The following is a 25,992-nucleotide window of genomic DNA, read 5'->3' as shown; positions in this document are numbered from 1 at the left end:
ATATTGTATAGAAATATCAAAGTGCGCTTAGAAATATACCGGTTGACTTTCAGAGTTGCAACATCTCATTTCGGGGCGGCTGATGGGTCGCGTTTTGGTTCGGCGGCCGGCTGGCCCCGGCGCGAAAGTTAGGCTGTTGGATTTGCCAGGCGGTCGACCTCGCATGCGGTCGGCAGTGAACAAGGTTCCTTCAAAGTCACATTCGGCGGGGAGAAGTTTATGCGGAGATCGGATGGGCCATGAGGAAGCCGCTCAACATCTACGATTATCGAGCTCTAGCGCAGCGACGCCTGCCGCGTGGCATGTTTGAGTACATCGACCGTGGCACAGAAGACGAGATCCTTCTGCGGGAGGTTCGTGACTCGCTGAATCGCGTCAAACTCAACCAACATGTTCTGAATGACGTCTCAGCCCCCGATACGTCGGTAACGCTGTTCGGTGAGAGGCTACCGGCCCCCATGGTGATCTCGCCAACAGCTGTTGCCGGCCTAGTGTGGCACGACGGCGAGGTTCAAGTTGCGCGTGCCGCGAGGACTGCCGGAATACCGTTTTGCGTGGCGACGCAGTCGATGACGTCGATGGAAGAGATCGCCGACCGAGCAGCCGGCGCCAACCTTTGGTTCCAACTGTATGTGTTTGAGGATCGCGACCTCACAAAAAATTTGGTGAGGCGCGCCAAGGCGCTGGGCATCAAGACTCTGCTGCTTACGGCGGACACCGCGCGCTCCCCAAAGAAGGAGTGGAATACTCGCAACGGCTTTGGCATCCCTATTGTGCCCACGATCCCCGGAGGGTTGGACGTACTCGCGCATCCGCGATGGCTCGCCAGCGTGCTCCTGCGCTACATCCTGACGACCGGCGTGCCCACCTACGCTCATTATCCGCCGGAGTATCGCACGAAGATCACGCGTGCCAGCATCTGGAACAACGTCAAGCTCGCGCGGCGACTAACTTGGGATGATGTCGTCGAGATCCGACGGATCTGGGACGGAAATCTAGTGATTAAGGGCATCCTCGCCAAACCCGACGCCGAAAAGGCGCTATCGCTCGGTGCTGACGGGGTGGTCGTTTCTTGTCACGGTGGGCGCAATTCAGACTCGGCACCGGTGACGATGAAGGTTTTGCCCGGGATCGCGGACGCTGTAGGAAGTCGTATGACCGTTCTGGCTGATAGCGGGATCCGCAGAGGCAGCGATATCGTCAAGTATAAAGCAGCGGGCGCACAGGCCGTTCTTCTGGGTCGCGCGACGCTTTACGGTGCAGCCGCGGCTGGAGAGCAGGGGGCAACTGACGTAATCGCGATCCTGCGTCAAGAAGTCGATCACTGCCTAGCATTTTCGGGACAATATAGATTTGAATCTATTGGTAGAGATTTGATCGTGGAATGACCAATCCTTGCGACGCTTTGCGCGCTGCGAAAGTATCGTACGGCTCTGCGCCAGCGGCAGCGCTCCTGATGGCGTTGAGTCCTAAAGGTGTTGTTTCATTCGAGGAGCAGGCGCGCGGCTGAGCTCGGCAGAGCGAAGCTAAGCGGATACGCTGTCGTCTCGAGCACTGCAGCCAACAGCATTCAGTTGGTTAAGCTGCTGCCGTGCCGCAGCGATGGCCGGGTGGCTTGCCGTGCGATTCCATTCGCGGACGATCCATTTCGATCCAATCCGCGTCTGGGGCCTATCCGAGCGACCGATGAACGCGCTCCTATCGCTGCGCAACCCCTTTTTTTGCCAACTCAAGTATCGCAGTAAAATACGATATAGCTTTATAAAGTCACTAAGAGCCAATTATGATATTTGGCATTGCAAGTAAATTTTCGTGCCATATAGAATGCTGGTGGAAACGCCAAGAACAGGGGGACGACATGAAAGCCAGCATCCTGACAACCGGTCTCATGGCCATTTTTGCCATTTTGGCCTCGCCCGCTTTTGCGCAGACCAGCACGCTCGCCAAGGTGAAGGAACGCGGCGCCCTGATCTGCGGCACGGGGCAGGGGACGCCGGGATTCGCGCTGCCTGACGCGCAGGGCAATTGGAAGGGTTTCGACGTTGATTTCTGCCGCGCCGTCGCGGCGGCGATCTTCAATGATCCTATGAAGGTGAAGTTCGTTCCGCTGTCTCCAAAGGACCGTTTCACCGCGCTGCAATCGGGCGAGATCGATGTGCTCGCGCAAATTACGACCTGGACCTTGTCGCGAGACACCGCGCTCGGTCTGAACTTCGCAGGCGTCAATTTTTATGACGGTCAGGGTTTCATGGTTCGAAAGAAGCTCGGGATCGACTCCGCTCTGAAACTCGACGGAGCTTCGGTATGTGTCTCGCAAGGTACGACAACTGAGCTCAACGTTGCAGACTTCTTCCGCAGCCATAAGATGAAGTACGAGGTCGTCGCATTCAGTTCGGCCGACGAGACGCTCAATGCTTACGATTCGGGGCGGTGCGACGTCTACAGCAATGATTCGTCGACGCTTTATGCCTATCGCCTTAAGCTTTCGGCTCCGACCGATAACGTCGTGCTGCCTGAAATCATCTCGAAAGAGCCGCTGGGGCCCGTGGTGCGCCACGGCGACGACAACTGGGAGGACATTGTCCGCTGGACGCTGAACGCCATGATCAATGCGGAAGAACTCGGCATTACTCAGGCGAACGTCGAAGACACACGGAGGTCTGAGAGACCCGAGGTCAAGCGCTTCGTCGGCACTGAAGGCAAATTTGGAGAGCCGATGGGCCTCACAAATGATTGGGCCTATCGCATAGTGAAACATGTCGGGAACTACGGCGAAATTTTCGAGCGGAATGTCGGCTCGGGTTCACCGCTGAAGATCGCGCGCGGCCAGAACGCACTCTGGAGTAAAGGCGGATTGCAATACGCGCCCCCAATTCGGTGAGGTCTCAGTGTGAGCCGCGTGACAGCAGCGTGGTGCGGACGGCCGAAGCGCCGCCCGCCTTCAGCCCGAGCGCAGGCGCCAGCCCTCGCGGACGAGGAGATTTTCGCCCTTGGCGATTGCATCGGCCGCTTCAGGTTCCCGGCCTACTCGATGGCCGACGAAAACGGCCGATCGAGCTACTTTAATGTTAGCTGGCGCGCAGGAAAAAGTTCTCGCTGGCCGAGGGCCCGGCAAACCGGGTGCGTGGTCCACGTAACGGAGGATAACCAACCTGCAGAGGGGTAGAATGTGCCTGAGCTTCCACTCGATTTCCGACTGTTCCGCTACGCCTTAGTGTCGGCGCAACATGGAAGTTTTCGGAAGGCGGCCGCGATTTTGAATGTTCAACAATCAACCGTGAGCCGCGGTGTCCGAAGTCTAGAACGTCACGTTCGGGTTGAACTCTTCGAACGGGATCACGCGGGGATACGTCCTACACCGGCGGGCGATCGGTTTTTGGAAGAGGCCGCGCTGGGTTTCGATCATCTCACGCGCGCGCTCGAGCGCGCCGAAGCTTTGCAGCGTGGCGAGCACGGCGAGCTGAAGGTGAGCGTCAGCGTACCGTTCTCGCTGTTAGGCGACGTGTTCGAGCGCTTTCGCGAGAGCCATGGCGGCGTGTCGGTCGAGCTCGTCGAAAGTACCTCGGGCGCGAGCGCGGCTCTGACGCAGCAGCGTTCGGTCGATGTCGCCTTCGTCGGACAGTTTTTTCATGGACACGGGGCGGTGCAATCATTGCATCTGCATGATGAGCGCATGATGGCGGTGCTTCCGAAGTCGCACGCGCTCGCCGGAGCCCACAAAGTGAGCTTCGAAGATATCCTTAACGAACGGTTCATCCTCACGACAAGCGGGGTGGGACCGGATCTCCAGCAGCACCTCACAAAGCGAATGGCGAAGCCGGGGTTCGAGCCGCGTGTGCAACTCCACCGCGTCGGCCAGTGCAACCTCATCAATATGGTGGCGCTTGGATTCGGGGTCACGATTGTGATCGGCACGCTACCACGGGCCGCCACCGATGGCGTCGTCGTAATTCCTCTTGCCGGCAGGAACGTGCTGTCCCTGCATGCGGTATGGATGGAGTCGAACCCCAATCCGGCGCTAAAGGCATTGCTCGATATTGCGCGGGCGGCAGCTGGACCAGCCGATGCAACCCCGCTGCAGCGACCCTAGCCTTTCCCGCTCACCTTGCGGGCGCGCGCAAATGCCCGGTCCGTCGCGATGAACCGTTGTCGCATCGGAACGATCAATTTCACCGGATCGCTGATCGGCTGGCCGGTTTCGCGAGCGAGCACTTCGGCAAAGGCGGCGAGATCGCGGTGGACAGCGGCAGGCAGCTCCACCACCACCTGCTTGTCGTCGACGAGCGCGCCGAGTTTGAGCTTCGCCATGCTTAACCCTTGTACGGCTCGAAGACCAGATCCCTGGTGACGATGATCCTGACCGGGAAGCCCGGGCGGATGGTCAGCGTCGGCGCGACCTGCAATTGGCGACGGACGATCTGCTGGCCTGCGTCGTTGATGGTGTTCTGCGCGCCGTCACGGATAGCGCGGACGAGACGGTCCTCATCGCTGATGGCGAGTTCCGTGCCGATTGCGAGCAGCGTCGACAGGCCCGCGGCCTTGGCCAAATCCCACCAGTGGTAGTCGACGCCATCCTCCAGACCGGCATACCCTTGAGTGTCGGCGCCCGGCTGGCGCTCCAGCACGATGGACCGACCATTCGGCAGGATCAGGCGGTTCCAGACTAGCAACACGCGGCGCTGCCCGAACTGAACGTTGTTGTCGTATTGGCCGATGACCCGTGTGCCCTGCGGCACGAGCAGACTACGGCCTGTCGGGCTATCGTAGATGTTCTCCGTCACCTGTGCCGTGATCTGGCCGGGGAGATCGGACCGGATGCCGGTGATCAGCGCCGCCGAAATCACAGCCCCCGCTTGCAGCACATAAGGCGAGGCCGGCGCCATGACGCGATCCGACGACGTGGTGCGGCGGTCGATGGCGGCATTAAGGAAGCCGAGCTGCTTGTCCTGCGCGCTGGGCTGGCCGGGCTGTCCCGTCAGATCGAGACCGGCGAGGTTCGGCAGATTTGCTCCTCCCGGTGTCGCAGCCGCCGTCGACGCACGCGGAGCCGCCTGGAAGAACACCTTGCTTGTTCGTGCGGCCTCTTCCTCGGCACGGCGCCGCTGCTCGGCCTCGTCGACCGTCGGCGCCGCGATCGATGGTGGCACCACCGGCTGCCCCTTGTTCTGAGCGTCGAGGATCGGCCGGCCGAGATCGCCGGGCAGGGGCGGGCCGAGAACCGGGCCTGTGTAGTCGCGCGGCAATGCGGCGAGACCGTCGGCAGGCTGCCGGTTAGTAGTGGAGTAGAGCTCCTTGCCGTCATCGCCGGAGGTACGCGTCTGCAGGGCGTAGATCAGCGCGCCGCCGATACCGAGACCGGCGACCACGCTGAGGCCCGCGAGCACTTTTCGCGATAGGCGGGTGACGCGTGGCGGCTCCGCACGTAACCGCATAGGAGCGGTCGCGCTCGTTTCGTTGTTTTCGCTCATGACGGTCTCCCATCGGTGCGAACGATCCTGACGGTCTGCTGCTTGCCGCTGCCAAGGCGCAGCTCAGCCGCGCCGAAGAGGCGGTCGACGATCAGGATGTTGCGATAGATGCGGGTATTGGCGATTTGGGCTTCGCCCTCCGGGCCGATCACGAATATCGGCGGCAACTCGCCCTGCACGATGCCGCGCGGAAACTCGACATAAACGCGCCTGCCGTCGTCATAGACGGAGACCGGCTTCCAGGGCGGATTGTCGCCGGCGAAGCCGTAGCGGTAGTTGCGCGCGGCGAACGCCGGGATGACGGGAGTGGCAGGAATGCTCTGGCCCTGTTCGACCGCCGATCGCGGATAGGACCAGGCTACCGATGGCATGTAGGGTTTCTGACCGGAGCGGAGCTCGAGCATGTACGTTCGGCGGTCGGTCGTGATGACGACGTTGGTGGTGATGTCCGGCCGTGAAGGCTTCACCAGGACATGCACGCGCCGGGTGGCGCCAGAACCGGATTCAGTGTCGCCGATGATCCAGCGGGCGGTGTCGCCGGCGGCGATTGGCCCCGTTCCAGTCAGGCTCTCGCCCGCCTCGAGCGCAATGTCGGTAATCTGCCCGGGCGCGGCATAGACCTGATAGAGCGCGCCTTCGGACCAGGGGTAGATCTGGATCGCATTGTAGTAGCCCTCGCGGCGCGGCTGGACGCGGGCGGCCGCGTTCGCGCTCTCGACGCGGTCGACCGGCGTGCCGGCTGCCGCGCCGCCCTTCGCCGGTGTCCAGGCTGGAGGGATGTGCAGCGGCTTCAGTCGATTGTCGGTGACCGATGCCGGCACGCCCGGAAGTGGCGGCACGTTGCGATCGTAGCTAATCTCCGGCGGCTTCTGCGGTGTGGCGCAGCCAGCGAGCGCAATCCCGGAAATCAGCGCAACCGGAATAGCGGATTTACGGAAAGCCGGAATGACGGTGATGCGGCAACGAGGCTTTCCGCCTTTGCGGACCGGCGGCCGGCTCATTGGCTCATCTCCCGCGACCAGGAGATCGCATTAACGTAGAGGCCGAGTGGATTGGCCTTGAGCCTGTCGGCGTCGCGCGGCGGCTGGATGACGATGGTCAGGATCGCGGTCCAGCGTTCAGTGGTGGAGAGTTGGCCGTTCTCGTAGTGGCGCTCGGTCCAGGCGACGCGAAAGGAATCTGCCGACGCACGGATAACCGAGGACACCTCGACGGAGACCTGCTGCTTGCCGACCTTGGCGAAGGGATCGCTGCCCCGGGCGTAGTCGTTGAGCGTCACCGCGCCACGATCCGTGCTCCAGTCGTAAGCGCGTAGCCAGTTCTGCCGCACGATCACGGGATCGGCGGGGATCGCGCGCACCTGCTCGATGAAGCGGGCCAGATGCCACGCCACTTGTGGATCGGTTGGCTTATAGTCGGCCGTCGCCGGCGTGATCGCCTGCGCCTGACCGAGCTTGTCCACCTGAACGATCCAGGGCACGACGGTTCCCTGCACGGATTGCCAGACGAGGGCTGCCGCGAAGCCGGCCGATAGGATCAGCGATCCGAAGGCCATGTATCGCCAGTTCTTCGCCTGAACGCGGGCGGAACCGATGCGCTCGTCCCAGACCTGTGCAGCCTTCTGGTATGGCGTTTCGGGTTGAGGGGTCTTGCCGTAATGCGCGGCGGGTCGCTTGAAGAGGTTCATGAGCGGTCACTTTCGGAGAGATTGACGGAGGCGCCGGAGCCGTGGCTATCGCCGGAGCGAACTGCGTGTGCGGCCGCGCTCGCGCCATGGCCCATGTGCCCGCCGCGCTTCATGCGCTGCGCCCAGGCAGGTGGCCCATCCGGAGACGTGGCCGAGGAAGAGCCCGGCGCAGGATCGTTCACGGCGCTGGGAGGTGCGGCGGCATCGCTCGAGAACGAGCCGCCGGTAGCGGCAACCGCGCTTCTGCGCCCCTCAGTGAAGCTACCCTTGATGCTGTCGGTCGCCCGGCTGGCAGCGCGGCGAAGCGGTGAGATCGCCGTGTTGCCTGCAGCGCTCGCGACGCCGCCGAGTCCTCTTGCACTGGCGGACGTCCCGGTCTTATCCGTCGCGCCAAGCTGGTAGGTGCCGGAAACCGCGCCCGCGGTCGCAGCGCCGCCCCTGACAGCAGCGGCGCCACCGGATAAAGCCGCAGCTCCTCCTCTGGCGGCCACCACAGCGCCGCCGCCGGCGGCAAGGGCCGCACCTCCAACAGCCAGGCCTGTGCCGGCGGCAGCGCCCGCGCCGAGTTGGGGACCGCCTGAGACGAGACCGGACGCAATGCCAGGACCGAAGATGCCGAGACCGAGCAGCGACAGGGCTGCGAGCACCACGGCCATGGCGTCGTCGATGCTCGGCGTCTGCCCGCGGAAGCCGGAGGTGAACTGACTGAACAGTGTTGAGCCGATGCCGATAACAACAGCCAGCACCAGCACCTTGATCCCGCTGGAGATGACGTTGCCAAGCACGCGCTCGGCCATGAAGGCGGTCTTGCCGAACAGGCCGAAGGGGATCAGGACGAAGCCCGCCAGCGTCGTCAGCTTGAATTCGATCAGCGTGACGAAGAGCTGGATGCTGAGAATGAAGAACGCGAGAATGACGAGCGCCCAGGCAAAGAGCAGGCAGGCGATCTGGATGAAGTTCTCGAAGAAGGCGATCCAACCCATCAGGTCGGAGATGGATTCGAGCAGCGGCCGCGCCGCGTCGAGGCCGGTCTGCGCCACCTTTCCGGGGCGCATCAGATCCTGCACGGAGAAGCCCGTGCCGCTCGCCTTCAGGCCGAGCCCGGCGAAGCTGTCGAAGACGATTTTTGCGAGATTGTTCCAGTTGGAGATGAGGTAGGCGAAGACGCCGACGAACAGCGTCTTCTTCACCAGCCGCGCGAAGATGTCCTCGTCGGCGCCCCAGCTCCAGAACAGCGCGGCCAGCGTCACGTCGATGACGATCAATGTGGAGGCGATGAAGCCAACCTCGCCACCGAGCAGGCCGAAGCCGGAATCGATGTAGCGGGTGAAGACCCCGAGGAAATTATCGATGACGCCGCTGCCGCCCATGATTCACTATCCGTCCGTGGATCGAGCCGGTGCGAGCGCGGGGGTGCGGCCGAGAAAGCGATCGCGGGTTTGCGCCCAGACGCGCAGGCATTCGGCATCCTCGGCCGCCTTCTGGCCGAGCTGCTGGCAGCGGCGCTGACCCTCGCGCAGAGGATCGGCGCCAGGCTCGACTGGGCGAACCGGCGATGACGGCTGCGACGGCTCACCCTTGCGGGTCAGCTCGATCACCGTCGCCGTGATGGCGACAGTGACGAACACCACAGCGCCCAGCCGTGCCAGCAGCTTGCCGTCCATGGCCGTGCGTCAGTTCCCGTTGAACATCTGGGCGTTGCCGGGCTGGTAGCCACTGCCGGGCGTGAGAAAGCGACGGCGCTGCTCGCGTCCCTGCGCGGCCGCAGCCGTGCGCTCGGCCTCGGTGAGGGCGCCGGCACGGCCATTTGCCGAGATCAGCGCAACCAGGTCGGAGAGCTGCTGCGACTGGAGCGCGAGCAACTGGTTGCTCGCCTGTGTCGCCTGCAACGCACCCGTCGCCGACTGGCTCTGATCGACCAGCGTCGACATCTGCGTGCGGTTGGTGTCGATGTTGCCGACGACGCCAGCCTGCACGCGCATCGCATCCTGCAAACCACTGAGCGTGTTCTGCCAGCGTGAGCGGGCATCAGACACCAGTTGCTGAGCCGTCGCCGACAACGAGACGCCGCCGTACTTTTGCTGAAACATCTGGTCGATCTTTTGGACGTCGAAGGCGATGTTCTGCGCCTGCTGCAGAAGCTCCTGGGTCCGCTGAACCGATTGCTGAATCTGCTGGAGCGCCGAGAACGGCAGGTTCGCGAGATTGCGCGCCTGATTGATCAGCATCTGCGCCTGGTTCTGCAGACTGGTGATCTGGTTGGTAATCTGCTGCAGGGCATGCGCGGCGGTGAGCACGTTCTGCGCATAGTTCAACGGATCGAACACGATGAGAGCGTGCGCCGGCGTGACGACGATCGGCGTGATCGCGAGCGGCGTTGCAAAGATCGTTGCGGCCAACAGAACGGCGCGCGAGCTGAATAGATGTCTGGTCATGGCAGGACCTCCTTTTCGGTCGGGGTGATGAGCGTCGGGACGTTAGGGAGAAGGTCGACCGCCCAGCTCACGTCGCGCGCCCTGAACCAGGCGGCGAGGAAGCCATCGCGGCCGTGCTCGGTGACGATCTGTGCGATCAGCGTCTGGTCGGATTTTGCGGATGCCGCGCAGAGCGCCAGGCCGACTTCGGACAGGCCGAGCTCGAACAGCCGGTTACCCCGGCGGCTCTGGCAGTAGTAATCTCGCTTCGGCGTTGCCCGCGCGAGGATGTCGATCTGCCGGTCATTGAGACCGAACCGCCTGTAGATCGCGGTGATCTGCGGCTCGATCGCGCGCTCGTTCGGCAGAAGCAGTCGCGTCGGGCAGCTCTCGATGATGGCCTGCGCGATCGCCGAATTGTCTATGTCGCTCAGCGATTGCGTGGCGAAGATGACGGACGCGTTCTTCTTGCGCAGGGTCTTCAGCCATTCACGAAGCTGGCCGGCGAAACCCTCGTCGTCCAGCGCGAGCCAGCCCTCGTCGATGATGAGCAGTGTCGGTCGGCCGTCGAGCCGGTCCCCGATGCGGTGGAAGAGATAGGCGAGCACTGCGGGTGCAGCGCCAGTGCCCACGAGACCTTCGATCTCGAAGGCCTGCACGTCGGCCGAACCGAGATGCTCGCTCTCGGCATCGAGCAGGCGGCCATAGGGACCGCCGACGCAGAACGGCCGCAAGGCTTGCTTGAGGTCGTTCGACTGGAGCAGCACGCTGAAGCCGGTGATCGTGCGTTCCTCGACAGGCGCGGAGGCCAGCGAGGTCAATGCCGTCCAGATGTGCTCCTTGGCCTCAGGGGTGACAGGCACGCCCTCACGCAGGAGGATCGCAACGATCCAGTCGGCCGCCCAGGCACGCTCATAGGTGTTATGGATGCGCGCGAGCGGCTGGAGCGAGACGGAAGACTCGGAGCCTTCGGTCAGGCTGCCGCCGAGGTCGTGCCAATCGCCTTGCATGGCGAGCGCGGCGGCACGGATCGAGCCACCGAAGTCGAAGGCTAAGACCTGGGCTTGGCTATAGCGCCGGAACTGCAAGGCCATGAGTGCGAGCAGCACACTCTTGCCCGCGCCGGTCGGGCCGGCGACGAGCGTGTGGCCGACATCGCCGACATGCAGGGAGAACCGGAACGGGGTCGAGCCTTCCGTTCTGCCGTAGAGCAGCGGGGGTGCTTGGAAGTGCTCGTCCCGTTCCGGCCCCGCCCACACGGCACTCAGGGGGATCATGTGGGCGAGATTGAGCGTCGAGATCGGTGGCTGGCGGATATTGGCGTAGGCATGGCCGGGCAACGAGCCGAGCCAGGCGTCCACGGCGTTGACCGTCTCGACCATGGCGGTGAAGTCGCGGCCCTGGATGACCTTCTCGACCAGCCGCAGCTTCTCATCGGCGAGACGCGGATCGGCGTCCCACACGGTGATGGTCGCGGAGACATAGGCCATGCCGGCGACATCCGCGCCGAGCTCCTGCAAGGCCATGTCGGCGTCGGCGGCCTTGTTCGCCGCGTCCGTATCAATGAGCACGGATTGCTCGTTGGTCATCACCTCCTTGAGGATCGCCGCGATCGACTTGCGCTTGGCGAACCACTGCCGTCTGATCTTCGTCAGCAGGCGAGTGGCGTCCGTCTTGTCCAACAGGATCGCGCGCGTCGACCAGCGATACGAGAACGCGAGCCGATTGAGATCGTCGAGCAGGCCAGGCGTCGTCGCGGTCGGGAAACCGACGATGGTGAGAATGCGAAGGTGCTGCTCGCCAAGGCGCGGCTCGAGTCCGCCCGTCAGCGGCTGGTCGGCGAGCAGCGCGTCCAGATAGATCGGCGCCTCGGGAACGCGGACGCGATGACGTTTCGTTGAAACCGTCGAATGCAGGTAGGTCAGCGTCTCGGCGTCATCGAGCCAGGCGCATTCCGGCATGAAGCCATCGAGCAGCGCGAGAACGCGATCGGTCCGATCGGTGAAGGCGCGCAGGATCTCATGGGGATCGACGCCCGACCGCTCGCGGCCCTCATAGAGCCAGGCTTCGGTGCGCGCGGCTTCCTCGGCCGGCGGCAAATAAAGGAAGGTGAGGAAATAACTCGATTCATAATGCGCGCCGGCTTCCTCGAAGTCGGCCTTGCGCTCGGCATCGACCATCGCGGACGCCGGATCGGGGAACGTGCTGTCGGGATAGGTCGAGGCCGCGTGCCGCTGCGCCTCGACGAAGATCGCCCAGCCGGAGCCGAGACGGCGGAAGGCATTGTTGATGCGGCCCGCGACCGCGACGAGCTCGGCCGCAACAGCGGAATCAAGATCGGGACCGCGAAAACGCGCGCTGCGCTGGAAGCTGCCGTCCTTGTTGAGGACGACGCCTTCGCCGACGAGAGCTGCCCAGGGCAGATAGTCGGCGAGGCGCGACGCGGTGCGGCGGTATTCGGCGAGGTTCATCATGGTCGCGCCCTCACACCGCCAGATGACCGGGGATGCGCAGGTGCCGGCGCCCGACCTCGACGAACAACGGATCGCGCCGTGCCGCCCACACCGCCGCGAAATGGCCGATCGCCCAGATGGCGAGTCCGAGGAGCCACAGCCGCAGGCCGAGGCCGACCGCGCCGGCGATCGTGCTGTTCATGATGGCGATGGCGCGCGGAGCGCCGCCGAGCAGAATGTGTTCGGTCAGCGCGCGATGCACCGGCACCGTGAAGCCCGGCACGGCGTCAAGCTGTTCGAAAGCGGTCGCCATCAGATGAGCGCTCCGCCGCCGAACGAGAAGAACGACAGGAAGAAGCTCGACGCCGCGAAGGCGATCGACAGGCCAAAGACGATCTGGATCAGGCGGCGGAAGCCACCGGAGGTATCACCGAACGCCAGCGTGAGCCCGGTGACGATGATGATGATGACGGCGATGATCTTGGAGACAGGCCCCTCGATCGACTGGAGGATTTTTTCCAGCGGCTGTTCCCACGGCATGGACGAGCCGGAGGCGTGAGCCGCCGGCGCTAGCATGATGCTGATCGCGAGGGTGGTTGCGGCAGTCGCGGTGGCGCGGTAGCCGCGCGAAAGTATGCGGATCATGGGGAGTCTCCTGCGTTCGGAATGGCTGGGGTGATGCGGTAGTCGCCGTCTGGGCCGAGCCCCTCGACGCGTGCGAGCTCGGTAAGCCGGCGCTGTGATCCGCGGCCGGACAGCACGGCGACGAGATCGATGGTCTCCGCGATCAGCGTGCGCGGGACGGTGACGACCGCTTCCTGAATGAGCTGCTCGAGACGGCGCAGCGCGCCGATCGCGCTGCCGGCGTGAATGGTGCCGATGCCGCCGGGATGGCCGGTGCCCCATGCCTTCAAGAGGTCGAGCGCTTCGCTGCCGCGAACCTCGCCGATGGGGATGCGGTCGGGCCGCAGGCGCAGCGAGGAACGGACCAGGTCGGAAAGCGTGGCGACGCCATCCTTTGTGCGCATCGCGACGAGGTTCGGAGCAGCGCATTGCAGCTCGCGCGTGTCCTCGATGATGACGACGCGATCAGCCCCTTTCGCGACTTCGGCCAGGAGCGCATTCGTCAGCGTGGTCTTGCCGGTGGAGGTGCCGCCGGCGACGAGAATGTTCGCGCGGGACGTGACTGCGGCGCGCAACGCCACGGCCTGATCGCCGGTCATGATGCCGGCAGCGACATAGTTGTCGAGCGTGAATATGGCGACGGCCGGTTTGCGGATGGCGAAGGCCGGCGCCGCGACCACGGGCGGCAACAGGCCCTCGAAGCGCTCGCCGGTTTCGGGCAATTCCGCCGAAACGCGCGGTCGGCGCGCGTGGACCTCAGCGCCGACATGATGGGCGACCAGCCGCACGATCCGCTCACCATCGGCGGCTGACATCGTTTCGCCGGTATCGGCCAAGCCCTCGGACAGCCGGTCCACCCAGATGCGGCCGTCGGGGTTCAACATCACTTCGACAACGGCGGGCTCTTCCAGCAGCCGGGCAATAGCAACGCCGAGCGCCGTACGCAGCATGCGCGCGCCGCGCTGACTCGCTTCCTGTCTGTGGTGAGTGGACGACATTCCGGCCCCGTTCGTGACGGGGTCTCAACAAGTCGTTCCCCGAGTGGGGTGACTAAAAGAGCCTCAGATCAGGCGCGTTCAACAAGTTTCGGTCGTCGTAGCAGCGTGGCGTGCAAATACAGGAGATCGGCGGGAGAAGTCACCTAGACTGGTAACTGTCCGGAGCAGTCACACTTCGTAGCTGCACCAGATGGTGAAGTAGTTAGCTCGCCTCAAATTGGACGCCAGCGACAAGGATCTAAGAGCAATTTTCTTTCGTTCGCATTCAGGCGCGAGCCACTCTCGTTGAGCTCGCCAATTCTGCCAGCACCATCTCATCAATTTCGACGCCGAGTCCGGGTGCTTCCGAGACGCGATAGCTGTCTCCTTCAATCATAGGTCCCTGCCGGACGATCCGCGTTCGTGAAGCCGGATTGTCGTTCTCATAGGATTCGAGGATCACGAAGTTCGCCAGCAGTGAGGCCAACGTCACGGAGGCTGCGATCGCAACCGGGCCATGCGGATTATGTGGTGCGACGCCGATGCTGTAGGTCTCGGCCGCGTTGCCAATTTTTACGGCTTCGGTCAGCCCGCCGACACGAATGATCGAGGGTTGCACGAGCCCGACCGCTTGCCGATCAATGATCTCCGCGAATTGCCGACGGGAATGCAGCCTTTCTCCAAAGGCGATGCGGGTCCGCGTAGCGGCCGACAGCCTCGCCAGCGCGTCCGCACTTTGGAACTCGGTCGGCTCCTCGACGAAGACGAGGTTGCAATCGGCCACGGCGGTGCAGAACTGCGCGGCCGAGGCCCAGTCGAGCCGGCGCCAGAGATCCACCATCAGCCCGATCGACGGACCCACGGCTTCGCGAACCGCCTGCACCTCCGCCACCGCTCTCGGCACGTCGTGCTGTCGAATGCGGTACTGGAATTGATCGGAGGTTCCGAACGGATACCATTTCAGGGCGGTCGCGCCGCGCGCGACCGCGTCCAGTGCCTTCCGGATCAGCTCTTCGGTCGACCGGTATCCGGCCCACCACTGATTGAGATAGACGCCGACGCGATCCCGCACGGCACCGCCCAGGAGCTTATGTACCGGCAGGCCATAGGCCTTGCCGGTGATATCCCACAGCGCCTGATCGATTGCGGCGAGAGCAGCCATGCTGCTGGCGCCCTCGCTCCAGTAGACCTTGTCCTTGAGCCGCGCCCAGTGCTTCGCGACCGCGGTCGGGTCCTGCCCCGCGATGGCACGAAATCCTTCCTCGATGCCCGAGGCAACCGACGGCCAGCGATGGTCCAGCGTCGCTTCGCCGAAGCCGACGAATCCCGCATCGGTCTGGATGGCCGCGTAGAGATAATGCTTGTTGGCATCCGCGAGCACATAGGTTCGCAATTCGGCGATTTTCATGACACGTCTCCCCGCGCCGGTTGCGCGAGATTATCGGCCGGCCGCGGCTGTCACGATGATCTCGACGAGGACGTCCGGCGCGCCCATCTCGCACTGAGCCGTTGCACGCGTCGGCGCTGCGTTCGGCGCGGTCCAGGCATTCCAGATCTCGTTCATTGCCTCGAAATCGCGGGCTAGGTCCTTTATCCAGATTTGCGCGGTCAGCACGCGGCTCTTGTCGGTTCCTGCCCTGGCGAGAAACTGCTCTATCTTCTCGAGCGTCTGCCTGGTCTGCCCCTTGATGTCCTGGCTGCGGTCGTCGGCGGTCATGCCACCGACATAGACGACGCCGTTGTAGACGACGACGCGGCTGCGGCGCGGGTCGGTTTCGATGCGGACGATGTCGTTCATGGCTTTCTCCTTTTGATGGATCGAAGTGTCGAAGGGGTCAGGGGACGAAATCGCCCAGCATCACCGGCTTGACCGGCGCTCTGATCCGGTAATAGCCGACGTCCTCGGGCGCGGCGCCGCGCGCCTCGGCGATGATCTCCGTGACCGTCAGGCCGCACAGCCGTCCCTGGCAGGGGCCCATCCCGCAGCGGCCGAACGCCTTGGTCTGGTTGGGGCCGCGGCAGCCGAGCTCGACATAACCGCGGATCTGCCCCGCGGTGACCTCTTCGCAGCGACAGACGATCACCTCGGGATCGCGCGGGATGCGGTTCCCGTCGCTCGGTCGGTAGAGCCTGTTCAGGAAGCGCCGGATACGGCTTTGTTCTTTGAACAGGCCGAGCAGCGCCCCCCGCCGGCCCGCATCGACCTCGCGACCGGTGCGTTCCGCGACGGCGAGCGCCGCCAGCCTTCCCTGGGTCGCGGATGCCTGGGCACCGACGATGGCACGGCTGTCGCCGGCGACGTAGATCGGCGTATCGCCCAGCCGTCCCCAGCGGTCTGTCTCGGGCAGCCAGCATAGCTGTGCATCGTCCCAATGATGAGCCGCGCCCGTCGACCACGATAGCTGCGTGTTGGGAACGACGCCCTGATGCAGCAGGATGAGTGACGCGGCTATCGTCATCCGCCGGCCGCGATGGAGAAAGCCGAGGCTCTCGGCCTGCCGCTCGCCCTGGATCGCGAGATCGCTCGCACCCGAATAGAATTTGACGCCGTGCCTGCGCAGCGTCCCGATCAAGCTCAGGCCCTTGGCGAGATCGCGCCAGCCGCGCAGGGCGCCGACGCCGTGCCGGATGGCGCCCAGATACCCTGACGGCTCCGTCGTATCGACGATGGCCGCGATCGTCACGCCAGCGCAGAGATATTGCCAGGCCAGGAGGTAGAGCAGCGGCCCGCAGCCGGCCAGCACGACCGGCCTGCGGGGCAGGGCGCCGGAGCCTTTCAACAGGATCTGCGCCGCACCTGCCCCCAGCACGCCGGGAAGCGTCCACCCCTTGATCGGGAAGGGCCGTTCCATGGCGCCGCTCGCCAGAAGCACGGCCTTGCCGACGATCTGCCGCGATCGCCCGTCCATGACGTAATCCACGGCGCCGTTCTGGGCGACGTTCCAGACCATGGCGCCGCAAAGATGCCCGGCGCCGCTGTCCCGGAACTCGGTCGCGAGGCCGAGCCCGGCTTGGTAATCCTTGCCAAGAACAGCGATGCGATCGGGAGGCGCGGCTTCGATGTTGCGATAGATCTGGCCACCGAGCGCAGGCTGCTCATCGAGAACGGTCACGGAGAGACCCTGAGCGCGTGCCTCGCAGGCCGCAGCCATGCCCGCCGGCCCGCAGCCGACGACGACGAGATCCGCCGCGGCGCTCATGGCTCTTCTCCCAAACTGAAGTCATCGAGATGGGCTGCACCGAGCTGGCGCGTGACTACCATCCCTTCGCGGACGGGGATCAGGCAGCTTTGGCGCGCCGGCACCCCATCTATCTCCACGAGGCATTCGAAGCAGACGCCCATCATGCAGTAGGGCGCGCGCGGAACACCGCCGACGACGCTCGACCGGAACTCCCTGACGCCACCAACGAGCAGGGCTGCGGCGACTGTGATGCCAGCCGGAACCCGCAACGGCGTGCCCTCGAATAGGATGGTGACTGAGGCGTTCGCCGAAGCGTCCGGGACGGTGAAGAGCGGCTCAATGGTCATGGGAGAAGCTCGCATCGGGGGCGAGGAATCGATCGCCGGAGAACACCTCGAACCCGGCCGGCGCCTGCGAGAGACCGGCCATCCAGGGGCCGACCACGTAGCAATGGGCGGCCGCGAGGGTGACGCCGCTATGGCTGGTGGCGAGGAAGGCTCCGGGGCAGGTCGCGGATTCCTGGTAGATCGGGTAACCGTCCGGGGTCAGCGGTCGCAGGGCGCCCCACGCCCGGACGAGGCGCGCGCGCGCCAGAGTCGGGAAGGTTTCGACCGCGCGGCGCGCCAGCACCTCGATCTTGTCGGTCGTCGTGCCGTCGTCGAGGCCGACATCCTCGGACGTCGAACCGATCTGGACGCTGCCCTCCCTCGTCTGCCGGCACTTGTTCGTGGGATAATCGAGAAACGGCTTCAGCCGCTCGGTGATGAGGACCTGGCCGCGGGTGGATGCGATGGGGGCGTGCAGGCCGACCTGCGCGGCCAATCCGGCGTTACCGAGGCCTGCCGCCAGCACGATTCGGTCGCTTTTCCAGCTCTGGCCGTCCTTCGAGACCACCTCGAAGGCGCCGTGGTCGGGATCGTGCCTGACCTCGGCGACGTCGATGCCGGTGATCACCTCGGCCCCGCGGTGACGAAGCGCGGCGTGCAGACCGCGCAGCAGCATCAGCGGATTCGCGTGGCCGTCGAGCGGGCAGAAGCTTCCGCCCACCACTGCCGGCCCAATCCCGGGGAGATACTGCCGGAGCTCCGAGGGGCCCATCATCTTGAAGGGGATGCCGCCGACCTCGCGATCGATCCGCTCCAGAAGATCGGCGCGCGCCCTGACGTCGTCATCGTTGAAGCCCAGCCAGAACCCGCCCGGTTGTTCGAGGCCGGCATCGACATCGGTCAGATCGATCAGTTCCTTCTGCAAGGTCGGCCAAAGCTTCAACGCGTCGCGGCTCCAGCTCGCATAGCGGGGCATCTTGCCCCCCTTGCTCGAAACCCAGACCAGGCCGAAATTGCCGCGCGAGGCGCGAAACGCGATGTCCCCCTGGTCGAGAACGCGCACGCGCATTCCCGCCCGCAGCGCTCCGTAGGCAATGGCGGTGCCGACAAGGCCGCCCCCTACCACCGTCATCGTCTGGTTGCTCATGTCCGCAACTCCGGTCCAAGCCGGCCTTCGTCTCGGTTTTCGGGCGCAACTGTCCTGTCGGCCCCGCGGAGGGCGGCCGATCGGGGCGGTCGTTTCGGCTATTTCTTTCCGATGAGAACCCTGTCCAGCCCGACCATCCGGTCGAGAATGAACATGAAGGCCATCGTTCCCAGGATCAGGATGGTGGAGACTGACGTCGTCACCGGATCGGTGAGCTGGGATATGCGATTGTAGAGTGCGACCGGCAGCGTCGTCGTTCCGGGGGTCGCGACGAAGATCGTCATCGTGACCTCGTCGAAGCTCTGGATGAAGGCGAGCACCCACCCCGCCGCCACCCCCGGCAGGATGAGCGGCAGGAGAATGCGGCGGAAGGCGACCGCTCGCGACGCTCCAAGCGACCGCGCGGCCGTCTCTGCGTCACGTTCGAGCCCGACCACGGCGGCGAGCGTCAGCCGCAGCGAATACGGCACGACGGTGATCGCATGGACGACCACGAGCGCCACGAAAGAGCCCGTCCATTCCATGATCGAGAAAAAGCGCAGGAAGGCGACGCCGAGCACGACGTGGGGGATCATCAGCGGCGACATCAGGAAGGCCATCAATCCGTCGCGTCCGAAAAATCGATGACGGGCAATGGCCAGCGCCGCGGGAACTGCCACAACGGTAGCAAGCGTGGCCGAAGCCAATCCCAGCCAGATCGACAACCAGAATGCGCTGATGAGCTCGGGCGCCGCCAGGATTTCGCGGTACCAGCGCAGGGAAGCGCCGTCGAAGGGCATCGACAGGTATTCCTTGTCGGAGAGCGAGACCAGCATCACCACGACCAGCGGCGCCAAGATGAACACTGTGATGAATGTGTGGAAGATCAGCGCCAATGGCCCGTTCTTCGCAATGTCCCGGCCGCTCATGCGAACACCTGCTTGAAGCGCCGCTCGACGAGGCGATTGCATCCGACGATGATCAGGACGTTGGCGAACAGCAGGAGCACTGCGATCGCGGCTCCGAGCGGCCAGTTCAACGAGTTGAAGAACTCGTCGTAGAGCGTGGTTGCGACGACCTTGACCCTGCGCCCACCGATGATCGCCGGCGTGGCATAGGCCGATGCCGCCAGGGCGAAGACGATGATGGCTCCCGACAGGATGCCGGGCATCAGCTGCGGCAGTATGATGCGGCGGAAGGTGGTGAAGGGTCCTGCGCCGAGCGAGCGGGCCGCGTGCTCGATCTGTCCGTCGAGGCGCTGCATGGCGCTCCACACGGCGATGATCATGAAGGGCAGGAAGACATGCGTCAGGACGATGATGACGCCCGCCATCGAGAACAGCAGCCGGATCGGTTCGTCCACCAGCCCGAGCGAGCGAAGCACCGTGTTCACCACGCCCTGACTGCCGAGCAGCACCGACCAGCCTAGCGTGCGCACGACGACGGAGATCAGCAGCGGCCCGAGAATGACGACGAAGAAGGTGCCGCGCCAGACCGGCTTCATCTTGGCGAGGATCAGGGTCTCGGGCACGCCCAGGATGATGCAAATCACCGTGACGGCGAGGGCCATCCCGCCGGTCCGGAGGAAGATCTCCCGGTAATAGCCGTCGAACAGGATTTCGAGATAGTTGCCCCATCCGTAGGTCGGCTGGATGCCACGCATTCCGTCGAAGGCGTTGAACGACAGGATCGCCGTCAGGACGAGCGGAACGGCCAGCAAGGCGACAAAGAGCGCGAGCGCCGGAAGCGAGAGCAGCCAAGGCGTGGTGCGGTGGGTACGGGCGGAAGAGCTAGCCATGGGAGCGTTCCGTCGCGATGACGCGTAGGTCGTCGGCGTTCCAGCTCACTCCGACCGTCTCGCCCTCTGCGGGCTGCGACGGCCCTGCATTCTGCTGGGTGATACGAAGCATCCCGAGTTCGGTCTCGACCTCGTAGATCCACGACCCGCCGAGAAACAGGCGGGTACTGACGCGCCCCCCTATGGTGGCCTGATCCGGAGGGCCGAGGCGGAGGCGCTCCGGACGAACGAACACCGCGACGTCCGGGGCGACCTGATCCTTCGCGACCTTCGCCCGGAACGAGATCGGGCCGACCCTGACGGTGGCTTCGTCGGCTATCCGGCTTTCGATCCGCCCGCTCAGGACGTTCGTATGCCCCAGGAATTTCGAGGCGAATTCCGATGTCGGCCTGTCATAGACCTCCTGGGGTGTGCCGAGTTGCGCGATCCCGCCATTCGTCATCACCGCGATCCGGTCGCTCATCGTCATGGCCTCGACCTGATCGTGGGTGACGAGGATCGCGGTGATGCCGAGCCGGCGCTGCAGGGACCGGAGCTCGACATGCATTTCGCCGCGAAGCTTGGCGTCGAGATTGGACATCGGCTCGTCCAGCAAGAGAACCCGCGGACGAATGGCCAAAGCGCGGGCGATGGCGACGCGCTGGCGCTGGCCGCCGGAAAGCTCGCTAGGATAACGTCCCTCGAGACCGGCCAGGCGAACCATCGCCAAGGCCTCTTCGACCCGCCGTTTCAGCTCATCGCGCTCGACACGGCGCATTTCGAGGCCGAAGCCGATATTCTGCGCCACGTTCATATGCGGAAACAGCGCGTAGCTCTGGAAGACGACGCCCATATCGCGCTTTTCCGGCGCGATGCTGGTCAGATCCTGGCCATCGACCACGACGCTCCCCGTCGTCGGCGGCACGAAGCCCGCCACCATCTGAAGCGTCGTGGTCTTGCCGCAGCCCGAGGGGCCGAGCAGCGAGAGGAATTCGCCTTCTTTCACATCCAGCTCCACGCCGCGAACGGCATGGACCGGGCCATAACTCTTCGACAAGGCACGCAGGGACACGCTGCTCATTTCTATGGGGCTTTCGCTTCGACGGCTGCGGAGAATGGGCGCTTGCGCCCTATCTCTCGATCGTGCGGTTCCAGCGATTGGTCCATTCGGCGCGCTTCTTGTTGATCTCGCTCCATTGAACCGAGATCATCCGGCCGACGCGCTCGTCGCCATAGGGGACCTGTTCGGCCAGCTTGGCATCCAGCCTGGTCTGGCGATTGGTGGGACCGAAGCCTTCCGTGGCCAGCTTCGCCTGGATTTCGGGCGTGACGAGATGTTGCAGGAAGGCCTGCGACGCTTCGGGGAGATTGTTCTGGACCACCGGGCAAGCGCCGAGCACGAGCGCGGGCGTTCCCTCCTTCGGATACACGAACTCCATCGGAAAGCCGGTGTTCTTGAGAGCGACCGCGCGGCTGCTGCCCCACACGGCGACGTCGACATCGTTGTTCTGGAACATCTCCGCGAGCTTCGCGGGCGAGGAAGACCAGCTCAGGATATTTGGCGTCAGCGATTTGCGGATGGAATCGAAGCCGGGCTCGATGTTGCTCTCGTCGCCGCCGTTGATGCGGGCGAACATCACGAGCGTATGCACCCCGTAGGTGCCGGACAGCGAGGACGCCGTTGCGCGCCCTTCCAGCTTCCTGTCGGTCAGATCCTTCCAGGAGGTCGGCGCCGGCCAACCCTTCTTCTTGTAGTTGGCGGCGTTGTAGGCGATCCCGGTCGCCACCAATCCGATGCCGATGCCGTTTCCGCCGAATTGGGCGAAGGGGTAGATGTCCTTGTAGATCGGGGCGTCGCTCAGCTTGTCGCAATAGCCGAATTGGATCGCCTGATAGAGCGGGCCATCATCGACGATAGCGACGTTGATCTCCTGCTTGCCGGCTTGAGCCTGCAGCTTCGCAACGATCTCGCTCGAAATCCCGGGAACGTAAGTAATCTTGACCTTATGCTTGGCTTCGAACTCGGGAATGATCTGAGTTTGAAAAAGCTTTTGCGTGCTGCCGCCTGGTCCGGCGACGTACATGGTTTGCTGAGCCGATGCAGGACAAGCAAAAGCTACGGCTCCCGCCAGCAAGAAACTACGAAAATGATTCATGACCCCTCCGAATATTTTTATCTGACCTGAGTCGCGCCGCGTTCTCCTCCCGTCACGATCTCATGAGTACGCAGGCTATGAACCGCCTGCCATGAGAGCAAATAGAAATAAGCCAAGGGTCTATGCAGTGAGGATATAGGCCCGCAGCGCTTCGCCTGAGGCCATTGGAGGGTTTCCGAGCCGAGATCCAAGCCGCACATCGACGCCCAACTCGGCGAGGTTTCCGCTATTTGTCGCTGCGCTCCCGCACAGCCGAGAGGGCCGCCGTTTCCTCCATCGTCACGGCCTTGAGGACCTCGACGAAGCTGGCGACCAAACGGTTTTCCGGGCGCCCCTTCGGGTAGATCAGCCGGGCCTTGTGCTTGATCGAGGGGCGGAAGGGCCGCATGACGACGCCCAAATGCCGGTAGTCCTGTGCCGCGAGCGGGTTGACGATCGCCACGCCGAGCCCTTGTGCCACCAGCGAGCAGGTGATGGTGCTGAACGGCGTTTCCAGGGTAATGCGCCGCTCGATGCCGGCCTTCGAGAACACCTTGTCGACTTCCGAGCGGCCGTGGTCGTTCTGTGCGAAGGAAATGTAGGGCTCATCAGCGAGATCAGCCGGGCGCACCGCCGCTTTGCCAGCCAGGCGATGCTCCGCCGGCATCAGGCACACCCCGTCGATGCTGTAGAGCTCCTCGCTGGAGAATCCGTAATTCTCGTACAGGTGCGATACGATTCCGACATCGCAGGACATTTCATCCACCCACTGCGACACTGCCGCCGAATGTCCCGCATGGATCGAAATGCCGGTTTCCGGATAGATCGACGCAAAGCGTTTAATCGAGCGCGGGATCAGGCCGTATGCCAAAGTCTGAATCGATCCGATCCGGAGAAGGCCCCCGCTGAACCGGCGAATGCGGTTTGCCGCCTCCTCCAATCGCCGAATACCGTGGAAGCTGCGTTGGACCTCATTGAAAAACGACAAGCCGTCTGTGGTGGGCACCACTTTTCCCGGCATCCGCTCGAACAACTGAAGCCCCGTTTCCTTTTCCAGTTGCCCGATGGAGCGGCTGACATTTGGCTGCGACGTATGAAGGATCCGAGCCGCCGCTGTGGTGGAGCCGGTTATCATAACCGCGCGAAAGGCTTCGACGTGAGAAAATCGCACTCCTTCGCGCCCTCTTTAAAGCACTACAAAGAACCTTCATGCATGCTCGTCGCCTGGCAATGCAGCTGCTGGCATCGCGTATTGTACCGTGACGCCTCCCTGCATCGAGCGCAACGTTGCGATGACGTTAGACTCAACCGGCAGGATAACCGCTCGCGGCCGATCTGCGTCAGATTCCGGCGTAACCTCCGACTTAACTAGGACTGCATGCGATCGTCGTTTAACGGGTGCGCGTCCTCGGGAATCTCCTGGCGCAGCTTCGGCCCCTTGGCGAGCCTGCGGCCGAGGGCAGTGATGAAGGCTTCATAGCGCTCATTTGCCTTGGCGCGCGCCGCCTGCGCGGCGGGTTCCGGCAAGGCCGGCGTCGTGGTCACCCAGAATCGGACGAATACGGCCAGCGTCTCGACTGCGATGCCCATGTCGCGCTCCAACCGCATCATGCGCCGATCGAGTTGGTCGAGACGTTTGCCGATCGCGGCTTCGCGCCGCTCGGCGGCATCCGGAGACAGGAAGGACGCGATGGCGGCTTCGGCGATCATCGACTGCGACTGACTCCGTCGTGCGGCATAATCGGCGAGCATCGTCATGACATCCGGATCGACATAGACCGAGATCTTGGTCTTCTTGCCTTTGGCGGCCACGGCGCTCACAGCTCCATGCCGTCGTTGGGATCGAGCGATACCTGTCGCGCGACGCCTTGCATGAGGCGGGCCAGCCGACGATTGCGCACGGCGGCGTCATCGTCACCATCGTCGCTCGGATCGATCTCGAATTCGTTCTCGATCGGCTCCTTCTTCTCGACCGGCTTCACGCGATTGAGCTCGGGCTGCAGCCGGCGTTCGGATTCGGTCGGGTCTTCATCGTCCTGCTGCTGCGCGTCCGAAGCCGTAGCGGCCACAGGCTGGACCGGAATCGGCAACTTGCTCCACTCGTCGGCAGGGACCTCGGCGCGGCGCTGCAATTCCGGCGGCGGCAGGATGCGTTCCCTGAAACGGGCATCGTCGTAGTAGCGCGCCTTCTTCGCTCGGATCGGCGCGATGCCGGCGATCATGACGATCTCGTCGCCCGGCGGAAGCTGCATGATTTCGCCGGGCGTCAACAACTGGCGGGCAGTTTCCGAACGCGAGACCATGAGGTGGCCCAGCCAGGGCGACAGGCGATGCCCGGCATAGTTCTTCATTGCCCGCATCTCGGTCGCGGTGCCCAGCGCGTCCGAGACACGTTTCGCAGTACGCTCGTCATTGGTCGCGAAGCTGACGCGGACATGGCAGTTGTCGAGGATCGAGTTGTTCGGGCCGTAGGCTTTCTCGATCTGGTTCAGCGACTGCGCGATCAGGAACGACTTCAAGCCGTAGCCAGCCATGAAGGCGAGCGCGCTCTCGAAGAAGTCGAGCCGCCCCAACGCCGGAAACTCATCGAGCATGAGCAACAGGCGATGCCTGCCTTGCTTGGCCTGGAGATCCTCGGTTAGGCGTCGGCCGATCTGATTCAGCAACAACCGGATCAGGGGCTTCGTCCGGTTGATGTCGGAGGGCGGCACGACGAGGTAGAGCGTCGCCGGCCGTTCGCCGCCCACGATGTCTGCGATGCGCCAGTCGCAACGGCGCGTCACTTCGGCCACGACGGGATCACGGTACAATCCGAGGAACGACATGGCGGTGGAGAGCACACCGGAGCGCTCGTTGTCGGATTTGTTGAGCAGCTCACGCGCGGCCGAAGCGACCACGGGATGCGGCCCGGCCTCTCCGAGATGCGCGGTCTTCATCATGGCGCGCAGGGTGGATTCCACCGGCCGCTTCGGATCGGACAGAAAGTTGGCGACGCCTGCCAGCGTCTTGTTCGTCTCCGCATAGAGAACATGCAGGATGGCGCCGACCAGAAGGCTGTGGCTGGTCTTTTCCCAATGGTTGCGCTTGTCGAGGCTGCCTTCCGGATCGACCAGGATGTCCGCGATGTTCTGGACGTCACGCACCTCCCACTCGCCGCGCCGGACCTCGAGCAATGGGTTGTAGGCGGACGAATTCGGATTGGTCGGATCGAACAGCAGCGCGCAACCATGCTGTGCGCGGAAGCCGGAGGTGAGTTGCCAATTCTCGCCCTTAATGTCGTGAACGATGGCCGAGCCGGGCCAGGTCAGGAGCGAAGGGATGACGAGGCCGACGCCCTTGCCCGAACGGGTTGGCGCGAAGCACAGCACATGCTCCGGCCCGTTATGGCGAAGATAGTCCCGCTCGAAGCGGCCGAGCACCACACCATCGGGATCGAGCAGGCCGGCCGCCTTGATCTCGGTCTTGTCGGCCCAGCGCGCCGAGCCATAGGTCGCGGCGTGCTTTGCCTCGCGCGCGCGCCAGACCGACATGCCGATGGCGACCGCGGTCGCGATGAAGCCACCGGATGCCGCGATCAAACCGCCTTCAGCGAAGATGCCCGGCGCATAGGCCTCGTAGAAGTACCACCACCAGAAGATCGCCGGCGGATAATAGACGGGCCAGCCGGCGAGCTCGAACCATGGCGGACCGAGCTGCGCCTGAAACCCGAGGCTCCAGGCGACATACTGGGTGGCGCCCCAGGTCGTGGAGAGGACGATCAGGAAAACGACAGTGATCTGTCCCCATAGGATCTTGGTTGCGGACATCGCAGATTCCTTTCTCA

The 25,992-nt window shown here is 63.9% G+C and carries 26 protein-coding genes; 3 read left to right on the top strand and 23 right to left on the bottom strand.

Features of this window, described 5'->3' with window-relative positions; translation table 11 throughout:
• Positions 1-239: 239 nt before the first annotated feature.
• The 3 genes from ACWIGM_RS10210 to ACWIGM_RS10200 all read left to right on the top strand — a co-directional run bounded on the left by ACWIGM_RS10210 (position 240) and on the right by ACWIGM_RS10200 (position 4,090).
• Positions 240-1,388, top strand: a complete 1,149-nt coding sequence (locus ACWIGM_RS10210) for an alpha-hydroxy acid oxidase (RefSeq protein WP_454025830.1) — start codon at positions 240-242, stop codon at positions 1,386-1,388.
• Positions 1,389-1,858: 470 nt separating this feature from the next.
• Positions 1,859-2,881, top strand: a complete 1,023-nt coding sequence (locus tag ACWIGM_RS10205; RefSeq protein WP_454025829.1) for an amino acid ABC transporter substrate-binding protein — start codon at positions 1,859-1,861, stop codon at positions 2,879-2,881.
• Between the two features lie 288 nt (positions 2,882-3,169).
• The gene (locus tag ACWIGM_RS10200; RefSeq protein WP_454025828.1) at positions 3,170-4,090 is read left to right on the top strand and encodes a LysR family transcriptional regulator; all 921 of its coding nucleotides are present in this window, start codon (positions 3,170-3,172) and stop codon (positions 4,088-4,090) included.
• Here ACWIGM_RS10200 and ACWIGM_RS10195 read toward each other — a convergent pair.
• The 23 genes from ACWIGM_RS10195 to ACWIGM_RS10085 form a co-directional block, all read right to left on the bottom strand.
• The gene (locus ACWIGM_RS10195) at positions 4,087-4,308 is read right to left on the bottom strand and encodes a DUF2274 domain-containing protein (protein ID WP_454025827.1); all 222 of its coding nucleotides are present in this window, start codon (positions 4,306-4,308) and stop codon (positions 4,087-4,089) included. The genes ACWIGM_RS10200 and ACWIGM_RS10195 overlap by 4 nt on opposite strands.
• Positions 4,309-4,310: 2 nt before the next feature.
• A complete protein-coding gene (locus ACWIGM_RS10190; RefSeq protein WP_454025826.1) occupies positions 4,311-5,468 on the bottom strand; it encodes a TraB/TrbI/VirB10 family type IV secretion system protein in 1,158 nt (385 codons plus the stop codon).
• Entirely contained in the window at positions 5,465-6,469 is a 1,005-nt protein-coding gene (gene trbG / locus ACWIGM_RS10185) for a P-type conjugative transfer protein TrbG (RefSeq protein WP_454025825.1), read from the bottom strand. The genes ACWIGM_RS10190 and trbG overlap by 4 nt, the downstream gene beginning before the upstream one ends.
• On the bottom strand, positions 6,466-7,155 hold the full coding sequence (trbF, locus tag ACWIGM_RS10180) for a conjugal transfer protein TrbF (RefSeq protein ID WP_454025824.1): 690 nt from the start codon (positions 7,153-7,155) through the stop codon (positions 6,466-6,468). The genes trbG and trbF overlap by 4 nt, the downstream gene beginning before the upstream one ends.
• Positions 7,152-8,525, bottom strand: a complete 1,374-nt coding sequence (gene trbL, locus ACWIGM_RS10175; RefSeq protein WP_454025823.1) for a P-type conjugative transfer protein TrbL — start codon at positions 8,523-8,525, stop codon at positions 7,152-7,154. The genes trbF and trbL overlap by 4 nt, the downstream gene beginning before the upstream one ends.
• Positions 8,526-8,531: 6 nt before the next feature.
• Positions 8,532-8,819 (bottom strand): putative entry exclusion protein TrbK-alt, encoded by a 288-nt coding sequence (gene trbK-alt / locus ACWIGM_RS10170; protein WP_454025822.1) that lies wholly within the window; start codon positions 8,817-8,819, stop codon positions 8,532-8,534.
• 9 nt (positions 8,820-8,828) lie between these two features.
• On the bottom strand, positions 8,829-9,590 hold the full coding sequence (gene trbJ, locus ACWIGM_RS10165; RefSeq protein WP_454025821.1) for a P-type conjugative transfer protein TrbJ: 762 nt from the start codon (positions 9,588-9,590) through the stop codon (positions 8,829-8,831).
• The gene (gene trbE, locus ACWIGM_RS10160) at positions 9,587-12,043 is read right to left on the bottom strand and encodes a conjugal transfer protein TrbE (RefSeq protein WP_454025820.1); all 2,457 of its coding nucleotides are present in this window, start codon (positions 12,041-12,043) and stop codon (positions 9,587-9,589) included. Before trbE ends, trbJ begins: the two co-directional genes overlap by 4 nt.
• A 10-nt stretch (positions 12,044-12,053) precedes the next feature.
• On the bottom strand, positions 12,054-12,335 hold the full coding sequence (locus ACWIGM_RS10155; RefSeq protein ID WP_454025819.1) for a VirB3 family type IV secretion system protein: 282 nt from the start codon (positions 12,333-12,335) through the stop codon (positions 12,054-12,056).
• A complete protein-coding gene (locus ACWIGM_RS10150; protein ID WP_213327246.1) occupies positions 12,335-12,667 on the bottom strand; it encodes a TrbC/VirB2 family type IV secretion system protein in 333 nt (110 codons plus the stop codon). Before ACWIGM_RS10150 ends, ACWIGM_RS10155 begins: the two co-directional genes overlap by 1 nt.
• Positions 12,664-13,644, bottom strand: a complete 981-nt coding sequence (trbB, locus tag ACWIGM_RS10145) for a P-type conjugative transfer ATPase TrbB (RefSeq protein ID WP_454025818.1) — start codon at positions 13,642-13,644, stop codon at positions 12,664-12,666. Before trbB ends, ACWIGM_RS10150 begins: the two co-directional genes overlap by 4 nt.
• Positions 13,645-13,909: 265 nt before the next feature.
• Positions 13,910-15,031 (bottom strand): mandelate racemase/muconate lactonizing enzyme family protein, encoded by a 1,122-nt coding sequence (locus ACWIGM_RS10140; protein ID WP_454025817.1) that lies wholly within the window; start codon positions 15,029-15,031, stop codon positions 13,910-13,912.
• Between the two features lie 30 nt (positions 15,032-15,061).
• Positions 15,062-15,421 (bottom strand): RidA family protein, encoded by a 360-nt coding sequence (locus ACWIGM_RS10135; protein WP_454025816.1) that lies wholly within the window; start codon positions 15,419-15,421, stop codon positions 15,062-15,064.
• A gap of 37 nt (positions 15,422-15,458) precedes the next feature.
• Positions 15,459-16,823: an FAD-dependent oxidoreductase gene (locus ACWIGM_RS10130; protein ID WP_454025815.1), complete on the bottom strand. Its 1,365-nt coding sequence runs from the start codon at positions 16,821-16,823 to the stop codon at positions 15,459-15,461.
• Entirely contained in the window at positions 16,820-17,152 is a 333-nt protein-coding gene (locus tag ACWIGM_RS10125) for a (2Fe-2S)-binding protein (protein WP_454025814.1), read from the bottom strand. Before ACWIGM_RS10125 ends, ACWIGM_RS10130 begins: the two co-directional genes overlap by 4 nt.
• On the bottom strand, positions 17,142-18,278 hold the full coding sequence (locus tag ACWIGM_RS10120) for an NAD(P)/FAD-dependent oxidoreductase (protein ID WP_454025813.1): 1,137 nt from the start codon (positions 18,276-18,278) through the stop codon (positions 17,142-17,144). The genes ACWIGM_RS10125 and ACWIGM_RS10120 overlap by 11 nt, the downstream gene beginning before the upstream one ends.
• Positions 18,279-18,376: 98 nt before the next feature.
• Entirely contained in the window at positions 18,377-19,171 is a 795-nt protein-coding gene (locus ACWIGM_RS10115) for an ABC transporter permease (protein ID WP_454026968.1), read from the bottom strand.
• A gap of 11 nt (positions 19,172-19,182) precedes the next feature.
• A complete protein-coding gene (locus tag ACWIGM_RS10110; RefSeq protein ID WP_454025812.1) occupies positions 19,183-20,055 on the bottom strand; it encodes an ABC transporter permease in 873 nt (290 codons plus the stop codon).
• On the bottom strand, positions 20,048-21,115 hold the full coding sequence (locus ACWIGM_RS10105) for an ABC transporter ATP-binding protein (RefSeq protein ID WP_454025811.1): 1,068 nt from the start codon (positions 21,113-21,115) through the stop codon (positions 20,048-20,050). Before ACWIGM_RS10105 ends, ACWIGM_RS10110 begins: the two co-directional genes overlap by 8 nt.
• 49 nt (positions 21,116-21,164) lie before the next feature.
• Positions 21,165-22,190, bottom strand: a complete 1,026-nt coding sequence (locus ACWIGM_RS10100; protein WP_454025810.1) for an ABC transporter substrate-binding protein — start codon at positions 22,188-22,190, stop codon at positions 21,165-21,167.
• A 226-nt stretch (positions 22,191-22,416) separates the two neighbouring features.
• On the bottom strand, positions 22,417-23,340 hold the full coding sequence (locus ACWIGM_RS10095; RefSeq protein WP_454025809.1) for a LysR substrate-binding domain-containing protein: 924 nt from the start codon (positions 23,338-23,340) through the stop codon (positions 22,417-22,419).
• A 197-nt stretch (positions 23,341-23,537) separates the two neighbouring features.
• Complete coding sequence (locus ACWIGM_RS10090) at positions 23,538-23,981, bottom strand: CopG family transcriptional regulator (RefSeq protein WP_454025808.1); 444 nt, start codon at positions 23,979-23,981, stop codon at positions 23,538-23,540.
• 5 nt (positions 23,982-23,986) lie between these two features.
• Positions 23,987-25,975, bottom strand: coding sequence for a conjugal transfer protein TraG (locus tag ACWIGM_RS10085; protein WP_454025807.1), 1,989 nt, complete (start codon positions 25,973-25,975; stop codon positions 23,987-23,989).
• Positions 25,976-25,992 lie beyond the last annotated feature (17 nt).

It is taken from the genome of Allobosea sp. NPDC055332 (assembly GCF_053645455.1).
Note: the sequence above shows the minus strand (reverse complement) of the source record. Positions and strands in the feature narration are given on the sequence as shown.

Coding starts and splice junctions, on each gene's coding strand:
- ACWIGM_RS10210 (WP_454025830.1), top strand. CDS start 240: ATGAGGAAGCCGCTCAACATCTACGATTATCGAGCTCTAGCGCAGCGA.
- ACWIGM_RS10205 (WP_454025829.1), top strand. CDS start 1,859: ATGAAAGCCAGCATCCTGACAACCGGTCTCATGGCCATTTTTGCCATT.
- ACWIGM_RS10195 (WP_454025827.1), bottom strand. CDS start 4,308: ATGGCGAAGCTCAAACTCGGCGCGCTCGTCGACGACAAGCAGGTGGTG.
- ACWIGM_RS10190 (WP_454025826.1), bottom strand. CDS start 5,468: ATGAGCGAAAACAACGAAACGAGCGCGACCGCTCCTATGCGGTTACGT.
- trbG (WP_454025825.1), bottom strand. CDS start 6,469: ATGAGCCGGCCGCCGGTCCGCAAAGGCGGAAAGCCTCGTTGCCGCATC.
- trbF (WP_454025824.1), bottom strand. CDS start 7,155: ATGAACCTCTTCAAGCGACCCGCCGCGCATTACGGCAAGACCCCTCAA.
- trbL (WP_454025823.1), bottom strand. CDS start 8,525: ATGGGCGGCAGCGGCGTCATCGATAATTTCCTCGGGGTCTTCACCCGC.
- trbK-alt (WP_454025822.1), bottom strand. CDS start 8,819: ATGGACGGCAAGCTGCTGGCACGGCTGGGCGCTGTGGTGTTCGTCACT.
- trbJ (WP_454025821.1), bottom strand. CDS start 9,590: ATGACCAGACATCTATTCAGCTCGCGCGCCGTTCTGTTGGCCGCAACG.
- trbE (WP_454025820.1), bottom strand. CDS start 12,043: ATGATGAACCTCGCCGAATACCGCCGCACCGCGTCGCGCCTCGCCGAC.
- ACWIGM_RS10155 (WP_454025819.1), bottom strand. CDS start 12,335: ATGGCGACCGCTTTCGAACAGCTTGACGCCGTGCCGGGCTTCACGGTG.
- ACWIGM_RS10150 (WP_213327246.1), bottom strand. CDS start 12,667: ATGATCCGCATACTTTCGCGCGGCTACCGCGCCACCGCGACTGCCGCA.
- trbB (WP_454025818.1), bottom strand. CDS start 13,644: ATGTCGTCCACTCACCACAGACAGGAAGCGAGTCAGCGCGGCGCGCGC.
- ACWIGM_RS10140 (WP_454025817.1), bottom strand. CDS start 15,031: ATGAAAATCGCCGAATTGCGAACCTATGTGCTCGCGGATGCCAACAAG.
- ACWIGM_RS10135 (WP_454025816.1), bottom strand. CDS start 15,421: ATGAACGACATCGTCCGCATCGAAACCGACCCGCGCCGCAGCCGCGTC.
- ACWIGM_RS10130 (WP_454025815.1), bottom strand. CDS start 16,823: ATGAGCGCCGCGGCGGATCTCGTCGTCGTCGGCTGCGGGCCGGCGGGC.
- ACWIGM_RS10125 (WP_454025814.1), bottom strand. CDS start 17,152: ATGACCATTGAGCCGCTCTTCACCGTCCCGGACGCTTCGGCGAACGCC.
- ACWIGM_RS10120 (WP_454025813.1), bottom strand. CDS start 18,278: ATGAGCAACCAGACGATGACGGTGGTAGGGGGCGGCCTTGTCGGCACC.
- ACWIGM_RS10110 (WP_454025812.1), bottom strand. CDS start 20,055: ATGGCTAGCTCTTCCGCCCGTACCCACCGCACCACGCCTTGGCTGCTC.
- ACWIGM_RS10105 (WP_454025811.1), bottom strand. CDS start 21,115: ATGAGCAGCGTGTCCCTGCGTGCCTTGTCGAAGAGTTATGGCCCGGTC.
- ACWIGM_RS10100 (WP_454025810.1), bottom strand. CDS start 22,190: ATGAATCATTTTCGTAGTTTCTTGCTGGCGGGAGCCGTAGCTTTTGCT.
- ACWIGM_RS10085 (WP_454025807.1), bottom strand. CDS start 25,975: ATGTCCGCAACCAAGATCCTATGGGGACAGATCACTGTCGTTTTCCTG.